General features: G+C 39.4%; 8 protein-coding genes. All 8 read left to right on the top strand.

The window, feature by feature from the left end:
* Positions 1–4 precede the first annotated feature (4 nt).
* The 8 genes from hutH to CRI88_RS22055 all read left to right on the top strand — a co-directional run bounded on the left by hutH (position 5) and on the right by CRI88_RS22055 (position 10,328).
* The gene (gene hutH, locus CRI88_RS22020; protein WP_058844644.1) at positions 5–1,519 is read left to right on the top strand and encodes a histidine ammonia-lyase; all 1,515 of its coding nucleotides are present in this window, start codon (positions 5–7) and stop codon (positions 1,517–1,519) included.
* Positions 1,520–1,680: 161 nt separating this feature from the next.
* The gene (hutU, locus tag CRI88_RS22025; protein ID WP_058844643.1) at positions 1,681–3,351 is read left to right on the top strand and encodes a urocanate hydratase; all 1,671 of its coding nucleotides are present in this window, start codon (positions 1,681–1,683) and stop codon (positions 3,349–3,351) included.
* Complete coding sequence (gene hutI / locus CRI88_RS22030; RefSeq protein WP_058844642.1) at positions 3,348–4,625, top strand: imidazolonepropionase; 1,278 nt, start codon at positions 3,348–3,350, stop codon at positions 4,623–4,625. The genes hutU and hutI overlap by 4 nt, the downstream gene beginning before the upstream one ends.
* Before the next feature lie 150 nt (positions 4,626–4,775).
* Complete coding sequence (locus CRI88_RS22035; protein ID WP_058844641.1) at positions 4,776–5,576, top strand: NUDIX domain-containing protein; 801 nt, start codon at positions 4,776–4,778, stop codon at positions 5,574–5,576.
* Positions 5,577–5,655: 79 nt separating this feature from the next.
* The gene (locus CRI88_RS22040; protein WP_101967045.1) at positions 5,656–6,210 is read left to right on the top strand and encodes a cysteine hydrolase family protein; all 555 of its coding nucleotides are present in this window, start codon (positions 5,656–5,658) and stop codon (positions 6,208–6,210) included.
* Between the two features lie 19 nt (positions 6,211–6,229).
* Positions 6,230–7,690, top strand: coding sequence for a nicotinate phosphoribosyltransferase (locus CRI88_RS22045; RefSeq protein ID WP_101967046.1), 1,461 nt, complete (start codon positions 6,230–6,232; stop codon positions 7,688–7,690).
* A gap of 5 nt (positions 7,691–7,695) precedes the next feature.
* Positions 7,696–8,310, top strand: a complete 615-nt coding sequence (nadD, locus tag CRI88_RS22050; protein WP_101967047.1) for a nicotinate-nucleotide adenylyltransferase — start codon at positions 7,696–7,698, stop codon at positions 8,308–8,310.
* A gap of 164 nt (positions 8,311–8,474) precedes the next feature.
* Entirely contained in the window at positions 8,475–10,328 is a 1,854-nt protein-coding gene (locus CRI88_RS22055; RefSeq protein ID WP_101967048.1) for an SLC13 family permease, read from the top strand.
* Positions 10,329–10,601: the final 273 nt, after the last annotated feature.

The raw sequence follows: 10,601 nt of genomic DNA on the forward strand, positions 1-10,601 counted from the left end.
TCATGTGAAATCGATCATCGAGCTTGATGGCAATACATTAACAAGACAACAAATTGAGGAAATCGTTAAGGGGCAAGCAACAGTTGCACTTTCTGTTAATAGTTTACAACGTATTCGTTTAAGTAGAGAGCGTATCGAGAAACGCTTAGCTGAAGGACAAACGATTTATGGAGTGAATACAGGCTTTGGGCAACTCAGCAATATAAAAATTGAGCAAGAGGATATTGAGCTATTGCAGCTGAATTTATTACGATCTGATGCAACGGGTGTTGGTGAACCGTTCCCTACTGATGTTGTACGTGCAATGATGGTGTTACGTGCCAATGCTTTAGCTAGAGGATTTTCTGGCATTCGTGAGGAAACCGTACAGCTGTTATTGGAGTTTATTAATAAAGGAGTGCATCCGATTGTTCCGTCACAAGGTTCGGTGGGAGCAAGCGGCGATTTGGCGCCATTATCGCATTTGGCATTAGTGCTAGTGGGAGAAGGTAAGGCGGAGTTTAACGGAGAAGTTATGAGTGGAAGCGAGGCGCTACAACGAGCGGAGTTAACACCAGTTCGACTTCAAGCTAAAGAGGGGCTGGCACTTGTTAATGGTACGCAAGCTATGACAGGAATTGGTGTATTAACAGTCAATGAAGCTGAACGAATTGGACTTGCGGCGGATATGGCGGCAAGCTTGACGCTAGAAGCTTTAAAGGGCATTACGTCAGCATTTGATCCAGCGCTATTAGCAGTAAGGCCACATCCAGAATTAGAACTGGTGGGGGGACGTATTCGTAAGTGGCTTGATGGTAGTAAACGTGTCACAAAGCAAGGCGAAATTCGCATGCAGGATGCTTACTCGCTACGCTGTATTCCGCAAGTACACGGTGCTTCTTGGCAGTCCTTTTTCTACGCGGAGAATCGTGTTCAAACTGAAATGAACGCGACTACAGATAATCCGATTGTTTTAGAAAGTGGTGAGGTACTATCGGGTGGTCATTTCCATGGTCAGCCAATTGCCTTGGCAATGGACTTTTTGAAGATTGGTGTAAGTGAATGGGCTAATATTTCAGAACGTCGTACAGAACGTATGGTAAATCCACATCTTAACGAAGGATTACCGCCGTTCTTGGCAACAAACCCTGGGATTGAATGTGGACTAATGATTGCACAATATACAGCAGCTTCTATTGTCTCAGAAAATAAAGTATTAGCTCATCCTTCTAGTGTGGATTCTATTCCTACATCAGGTAACCAAGAGGACCATGTAAGTATGGGAACAACATCGGCCCGTCAAGTACGTCAGATTGTTCACAATGCGGCTCGCGTTATCGCAATAGAATTAATTTGTGCTTCTCAGGCAATCCATTTAGATAAGGCGGAAGAGCAATTATCTCCAACAACACGTAAATTCTTAGAGAAAGTGCGTGAATTCTGTCCACCTTTATTAGCGGATCAACCAATTGGTGACGAAATTGAAGCATTGGCGAAATACTTACTAGCAAGTAATGATCTAGTAAATGAGTATGTGTAAATAGGGTTGAATGAAATAGCAAAGGCTGAGGCAAGACTCGTTAATCCGAGTCACCTCTGCTTTGGATATAATTATATGCTTTTAAGTCTGAATATTCAGTCTTTATTTTAGTATCTACACTTTCAAACTAATAGTATTTTTATGAAAAGGAGCGTGTTTTTATGGTATTCAAAACAGATATTCGTGCACCACGTGGAAGTGAACTAACATGTAAGGGATGGACACAGGAAGCGGCAATGCGTATGTTAATGAACAATCTAGACCCAGAGGTGGCTGAGAACCCAGATGAGCTGATTGTGTACGGTGGTATTGGAAAGGCTGCTCGTAACTGGGAAAGCTATGAACAAATTATTGCTTCTTTAAAAGAATTAGAGAATGATGAAACACTGCTGATTCAATCAGGGAAGCCAGTAGCTGTATTCCGTACGCATGAGCATTCTCCCCGTGTATTAATTGCCAATTCAAACCTAGTACCTGCATGGGCAAATTGGGATCATTTCTATGAATTAGAGGACAGAGATTTAATGATGTATGGGCAAATGACTGCGGGTAGCTGGATTTATATTGGTGCTCAGGGCATTTTACAGGGAACTTATTTATCATTCGTAGAAGCAGGGAAGAAGGTATTTGGCACTGCGGATTTACGTGGTAAATTCATCCTAACAGGTGGTATGGGCGGTATGAGTGGTGCACAGCCGTTAGCTGGGAAAATGGCAGGCGCTGTAATCTTAGTCGTTGAAGTGGATCGTGCCCGCATTGAACGTAAAATAAAAGAAGGATACTGTGATTACATCGTGGAGACTGTGGATGAAGCCATTGCATTAGTCGATAAATTACGTAATCAGAAAGAGCCAGCTTCTATTGGTCTTGTAGGGAATTGTGCAGATGTCAATCGTGAGCTGTTAAATCGAGGGATTATTCCGGATTTTGTGACGGATCAAACATCTGCACATGACCCGATTAATGGCTATGTACCAAATGGCATGACATTTGAAGAAGCATTAGCACTTCGGAAATCGGACGTTAAAACGTATGAGCACAAAGCGAAAGAAACAATGGCAGAGCATGTTCGTACAATGCTAGCGTTTCAAGATGCAGGTGCAGAAGTATTTGATTATGGAAATAATATTCGTGCCTATGCCAAAGAGATGGGTGTAACGAATGCCTTCGATTTCCCGGGCTTTGTACCAGCCTATATTCGTCCACTATTCTGTGAAGGAAAGGGACCATTCCGTTGGGCGGCTCTTTCAGGAAACCCTGAGGATATTTATAAAACAGATGCACTTGCGAAAGAGATGTTCGCTGAAGACGAAGGTCTAGTCAATTGGATTGATATGGCGCAAAAAATGGTTAAATGGCAGGGGTTACCAGCTCGTATTTGCTGGTTAGGCTATGGTGATCGTCATCGCTTTGCATTAAAGGTAAACGAAATGGTTGCGAATGGTGAATTGTCAGCACCGATTGTCTTTGGGCGTGATCATTTAGATTCAGGTTCAGTCGCATCACCAAATCGTGAAACAGAAGGGATGATGGATGGTTCGGATGCAGTATCGGATTGGCCAATTTTAAATGCGCTTGTAAATACTGCTAGTGGTGCGAGCTGGGTGAGTGTGCATCATGGCGGTGGTGTAGGAATGGGATATTCACAGCATGCAGGTCAAGTACTAGTTGCGGATGGATCGGCGCTTGCTGCTGAAAAAATCGCACGAGTATTGATTTCGGACCCTGGCATGGGTGTTGCCCGTCATGCTGATGCAGGCTATGAGATTGCGATTAATACGGCAAAAAACAAAGGTGTCCATATACCAATGTTAAAGGGTGATGTGAAGTGACCATTCTAATTAGAAATGCCAATGAAGTAATTACTTTGAGAAGTAATGCACAAGGACCGCGTACGAAAGAACAAATGCAGGAAATTGCGGTAGTAGAAAATGGCTGTGTACTAATTGAAGAAGATCGTATTGTAGCTGTTGGAGCTTTTGAACAACTGGAAGTAGATTTCCCTGATTTAGTAAGGAAAGCAGACATTATTGATGCTACTGGTAAGATTGTGATGCCAGGTTTAGTGGATTGTCATACCCATTTAGTGCATGGTGGAACACGTGAACAAGAATTTAATATGAGACTTAATGGTTCTACCTATATGGAAATTATGAACGCAGGTGGCGGTATTCATGCTACAACAAAGCGTACACGAGAAACCAGCTTTGAAGAATTATATGAAAAGACGATGCAGCATTTAGATGTATTTTTAAAGCATGGTGTGACAACTGTTGAAGCAAAATCAGGTTATGGATTGGATTGGGATACGGAAAAGAAGCAGCTAGAGGTAGCGAAACAATTACAAGCTACACATGACGTTGATATTGTTAGTACGTTTATGGGTGCGCATGCAGTACCACGCGACTATAAGGAACGTGAGGATGAATTTGTTGATGTTGTAATCCATGACATGTTGCCCAAGGTGGCAGAGCTAAAACTGGCAGAATTTAATGATGTATTTTGTGAAAAGGGTGTCTTTACACCAGAGCAATCTCAGCGCATTTTAGAGGCTGGCAAAGCTCTTGGCTTAACACCGAAAATACATGCTGATGAAATCGAGCCTTATCAAGGAGCGGAGCTTGCTGCCGAGGTGGGAGCTATTTCGGCAGAGCATTTGCTGGTTGCTTCTGATAAAGGAATTCTAAAAATGGCTGAAGCGGGCACAATTGCTGTATTACTGCCAGGAACTGCATTCTTTTTACGTGCACCATATGCAAGAGGACGTCTAATGATTGATGAAGGGGTGCCTGTAGCAATATCAACAGATTTTAACCCGGGATCATCACCGACAATGAGTTTACCATTTATTATGAATTTAGCCTGTATGCATATGGGCATGACATTGGAGGAAGTGTTAACTGCGACAACGATTAATGCAGCTTATGCATTAAATCGAGGCAAACAAATAGGTTCCTTGGAAGCGAATAAAAAAGCGGATGTACTTATTTTAGATGTTGCCAACTATAAGCAGTTACAATATTTCTATGGTATGAACCATACACATACAGTTATCAAAAATGGGCAAGTTGTTGTACAAAACGGCATTCTGTTGAATAATCGATAAAAAATGGGCATAAATAAGGCTGAGGAAGCTTTATTTATGCTTTTTTAAAATTGAGTTGCAATTACCTTGAAGGAAGATTATAATACAATTAAATAGTAATTATTGAATTACAAATTACTTAACCTTGTAATCAATTAAAGGGGTTATACAATGACAAAATTCCGTACTGAGGAAGAAGTGCTTGAGCATTATGATTCTTCAAAATATCAAACACCTGATGGATATACCGCAGATATTGCCATTTTTACAATTACGTCAGAGAAAACAGAAGAAAAGGCGCCGCCCAACATGACGCTTAAGATTATGCTAATTAAGCGTGCGGCTAAGGATGCTGATGGAAATCCGAATATTGAAGGAGGGAAATGGGCACTCCCAGGAGGATTTGTAGATGCCGATCAAAAAGAAACAGCCTATATCGCAGCTAAACGAGAATTAAAAGAAGAAACCAATGTTGAAGGTTTGCATGTTCAACACTTTGGTGTTTATGATCAAATCGATCGAGATCCTCGTGGTTGGATGATCTCAAATGCATTTTACGCAATTGTTCCTGAGACCTATATTGAACAACGTCAAGCAAATGATGATGCGGCTGAGGTAGAACTGTTTGATATAGAAAGTGTATTTACACTTCAACTAGCCTTCGATCATAGAAAAATTATTACAGATGCGTTGAATTTTATTAAAAGAGATATGATTCAAACAACCGTTGCTAAAAATTTTTTACCACAAGCATTCACTTTGTCAGAATTACAGCGAGTACTTTTAACAGTTGGGGAAGATCCTCGAATTTCTAATGATTCGGTGTTCTTTACAAAAGCACCCAAATTACCTTTTATCGAAAAAATATTAGATGAGGAAGGCAAACCGAAGAAAACTAAACGAAATTCATTCAGACCTTCGCAACTATATAGATTTAATAATTTTGAAATGGTGGAGTCCATTTATCATTAGGAAAGATCCGTCTTTCCTGATTGTTTTAAATGTAGTAATTTGTAATTTAGCTATTACTAATTAAAAACGGAGTGATGAGATGATGAAAAAGCGAGCATTAATTAATATTGATTATACAGTTGATTTTGTTGCATCTGATGGAGCCTTAACTTGTGGAGAGCCTGGCCAGCTGCTTGAGCAAGCAAATGTAGGCTTAACGAAGGAATTTATATTGAATGGTGAGTTTACGGTGTTTGCCATCGATGTTCATGAACGAGGAGATGTTTATCATCCAGAAACAAAGCTATTTCCACCACATAATATTCGAAATACAAAAGGCAGAGATTTATTTGGCGCTTTAAAACCGTTGTACGAAGCACATAAAGAGCAGGATCATGTCTATTACATTGATAAAACGCGCTACTCAGCTTTTGCAGGGACAGATTTAGAGCTGAAACTACGTGAAAGAGGCATTACTGAGCTTCACTTAATCGGCGTTTGTACAGATATCTGTGTTCTTCATACAGCTGTCGATGCTTATAATAAAGGGTTCGAAGTCGTCATTCATAAGAATGCTGTCGCCTCCTTTAATCAAACAGGCCATGAGTGGGCGTTAGGACATTTCGAGCATACACTTGGCGCCACTGTGATTTGACATGAATGGAGGGAAAAACATGAAATATGCTGACGATAGTTTTATGTTACACACAGATCTATATCAAATTAATATGGTTCAAACTTACTGGCAAGATGGGGCTCATCAACGCAAAGCTGTTTTTGAGCTATATTTTAGAAACCTTCCATTTGGCAATGGTTATGCGGTATTTGCAGGCTTAAAAAAAGCTATCGAGTTTATTAATAACTTCGGTTTCTCTCAAAGTGATATTCAATATTTACGAGAAGAAGGAAAATATCCAGAGGAATTTCTTCAATATTTACAGGAGCTTAAGTTTACTGGATCGATTAAGGCGATGAGGGAAGGAGAACTAGTCTTTGCGAATGAGCCTATCCTACGAATTGAAGCCCCATTGGTAGAAGCCCAATTAATGGAAACTCCTTTGTTAAATATTGTGAACTATCAAACGTTGATTGCGACAAAGGCTTCACGCATTAAACAAGTGACAGGTGAGGATGTCGTGATGGAGTTTGGTACTCGACGTGCACATGAATTTGATGCAGCTATTTGGGGAACTCGTGCTGCCTATATAGGTGGATTCTCTTCAACAAGTAATGTAAGAGCAGGAAAATTATTCGGTATCCCCGTGTCAGGAACGCATGCCCATGCAATGATTCAAACCTATCGGGATGAGTACACTGCATTTAAAAAATATGCAGCGGCACATAAAGATTGTGTATTTTTAGTAGATACCTATGATACGTTACGTTCGGGCGTTCCTAATGCGATTCGTGTAGCAAAGGAGCTAGGAGATCACATTAATTTTATTGGTATTCGTTTAGACAGTGGTGATCTAGCATATCTTTCAAAACAGGCAAGAAAAATGCTAGATGCTGCAGGATTTACAGAAGCAAAAATTATGGCTTCGAATGATTTGGACGAATATACAATTATGCATTTAAAGTCGCAAGGTGCACAAATTGACGCTTGGGGAATCGGAACGAAGCTTATTACAGCCTATGATCAGGCAGCTCTTGGTGGGGTATATAAATTAGTTTCAATTGAAAACGAAAGTGGAGATATGGTAGATACCATTAAAATTTCAGCAAATCCTGAAAAAGTGACTACACCAGGGCGTAAACGTGTTTACCGTATTATTAATATGGATAATGGTCATGCTGAAGGAGACTATATTGCATTAGAGGGAGAAAACATAGAGCAAGAAGAAAGATTGAAAATGTTCCACCCTGTTCATACGTATATTAGTAAATTTGTAACGAATTTTTTTGCAAAAGATTTACATGAAAGCATCGTAGAAAACGGAAAAGTAGTTTATGAGGAACCTACAATTCAAGAAACACAAGCATATGTGAAAGAAAATTTACATTTACTGTGGTGTGAATATAAACGAACAATGAATCCCGAAGAGTATCCTGTCGATTTAAGTCAAGCATGTTGGGACAATAAAATGGCAAGCATACAGGACATAAAAGAAAAAATTTCACAAGATAGGAGGTAGCTACAATGGCGAGAATAGGTATTTATGGTTCATCCTTTGATCCTATTACCAATGTTCATCTTTGGACAGCAAGCACAGTCGCGCACCGTTGTAAATTAGATAGAGTCATTTTTTTACCTTGTTCAAACAAACGTAAAGATAAAACGATAAAAACAGCAGATACTCATCGTTGGAATATGCTACAGCTGGCCATTGCTAAGGATGATCGTTTTATTGCAGATTCCTATGAGATGGACCAAGAAGGCTGGAACATCTATACTTATGACACGATGAAATACTTTAGAGAAAAACATCCAGAGGATGAATTGCATTTTATCATGGGCGCTGATTTATTAGTGGATATCGGCGCGGGATTGTGGAAAAAAGGTGACGCATTAGTTGCGGAGAATAAATTTATTGTAATGGCTAGACATGGCATCGATATGCTATCAACGATTAGTCGTTCTCCCATTTTAAGAAATAATGATGATGGTAGATTCCATCTGATAGATAAAGGGCTAGCGATGGAAATTAGCTCTACTTATATTCGTGAGGAATTTGCGATGGGGGGAGAGCCGAGATACCTCTTGCCTACTGCTTGTTACGACTATATTAAAGAGCATCATCTTTATCAAAAATAGTGGAATTATTTTTTTAAGTGTGGTTGGACGCCGCACTTTTTTTAATTTTGAAAAGATGGTGAATTTCATCATATGTAGCTCTAGGTAAGCTATAATAAAAATAGCAATGGAATACACCCTTTTTGCTGACGATAATTACAATGATTAATGTTAGAAAGGAATTCATGGATGTGCAGCTTACATTAACATTTCTTATTTTAGGAGCAACAATTTTTGCATTTGTGACCAATAAAATACGAGCAGATCTTGTAGCGATTGTGTCACTTCTAGCATTTGTCATTGCGGATATTCTAACGCCAACGGAGGCATTAGCTGGTTTTTCAAACTCTGTCGTTTTAATGATTGCAGGGCTATTTGTCGTGGGCGCTGGAATATTACGCACAGGTCTAGCAGGAATGGCAGGGCAACTCTTACTTAAATGGTCGGGCAATAGTGAGCTGAAATTATTTGTGCTACTGCTTATTATTGTAGGATCTGTTGGTGCCTTTATGAGCAATACTGGTACCGTAGCATTAATGATGCCAATCGTTGTAAGTATAGCGATTAGTATGAAAGTTAGTCCGTCTAAGTTTCTACTCCCACTCTCATATGTAGCAAGTCTTTCTGGTCTGATGACACTGATTGCGTCACCAACCAATTTAATTGTCAGTCAGTTATTGGTTGATCGAGGCTATAATAAACTTGGCTTTTTTGAAGTGACCCCTATTGGTATTGTAGGGATGATTGCTGGAATTACTTATTTAGTGCTTGTACGTAATATTCTATTACCAAAGGATCAAAATCGTACACAAACAAATGAAGGCTATAAACTTTCACCAAAAAAAATTATTAAGCAATATGATTTAAATAATCGTCTATTTAAAATCGCTGTTCCTGAAGACTCACCGATTATTGAGACATCTTTAGCAGAGCTAAAACTGCCAGCTAAGTACACGCTCTGTATGATGAAAATTCATCGTAAATCACAGGAGGGTATCAATTTACTGCCGATGACATATCAGGAAATGGCAGGTCCAACTAGTGTCATTCATGCCAAGGACGAGCTTTATGTTCAAGGAGAAGTAGAGGATATTCGTCGTTTTGTTGAGGATTATCATCTTGAGATGCAAGGGTTAGTGGAAGGAGAAGCTGATGAATTGGTATCGAAACATCTCGGTATTGCAGAGGTGTTGCTGACACCTAATTCGAGTTTTATTAATGAAACTGTTAGCTCTCTTGGATTCAGGGAAAAATATAATTTAAATATCATTGGCATTAATCGCAGAGGTGGTTATAAGCTTCAGGATATGGTTTCTCATAAATTGAAATTTGGAGATGCCATATTAGTACAGGGAGCATGGGATGAAATTCTCTTGTTAGCAAGAGAGACCCAGGATGTCGTGGTTGTCGGTCAGCCTAAAGAACACGCGAGTGTGGCAGCCGCTACAGGTAAAGCTGGTATTGCCGGTTTAATTATGCTGTTGATGATTATTTTAATGGCATTCGAAGTTTTCCCAGCTGTGATCTCAGTAATGATTGGTGCTGTGTTGATGATATTAACAGGCTGTTTACGAAACATGGAAGATGCCTATAGCAATATGAATTTTGAAAGTATTGTGCTAGTGGCTGCAATGTTGCCAATGGCAACGGCGTTAGAAAAAACTGGAGGCATGACCATTTTATCGGATGGTATTATTAATGCCTTGGGTGATTTTGGACCATATGGCGTGCTCATTGGTATTTATATTTTAACAGCTATATTTGGTCAATTTATAAGTAATACGGCAACTGCTGTATTGTTCGCGCCCATAGCAATGAGTGCAGCCATTGCTATGGAAGTTAGTCCTACAACATTTATGATTGCAGTAGCGGTTGCGGCAAGTATGGCATTTGCTACGCCAATTGCTTCCCCTACGAATGCGCTAGTAATGACGGCGGGGGGCTATAAATTTATGGATTTTGTAAGAATAGGGATACCATTACAAATTGTTATGTTTATCGTTATGATGATTGCCATCCCATTCTTTTTCCCGTTTTAAAAACTCGGTTTCTATACCGAGTTTTTTATTTTATATAAAGATCTATTATTTTTTATCGAAAAGTATGATAAAATTCTTTTTTAGATAGCGGTATAACATGGCACTCACTTGTGAAAATTGAATTTTAGGTTGTCATTATTTTTACGGGTATATATAGGAAGTTTTTCATTACCAAGAAAAAAGTTAAATTTTTTTCAAGAAAAGTGTTGACCTTTTAAAAATAAGAGTGTAGTATTATACAAGTCGCCACGGTGACACGCTAAAACAAAGCAA

It is taken from the genome of Lysinibacillus fusiformis, assembly GCF_002845985.1.
GTDB lineage: Bacteria > Bacillota > Bacilli > Bacillales_A > Planococcaceae > Lysinibacillus > Lysinibacillus fusiformis_D.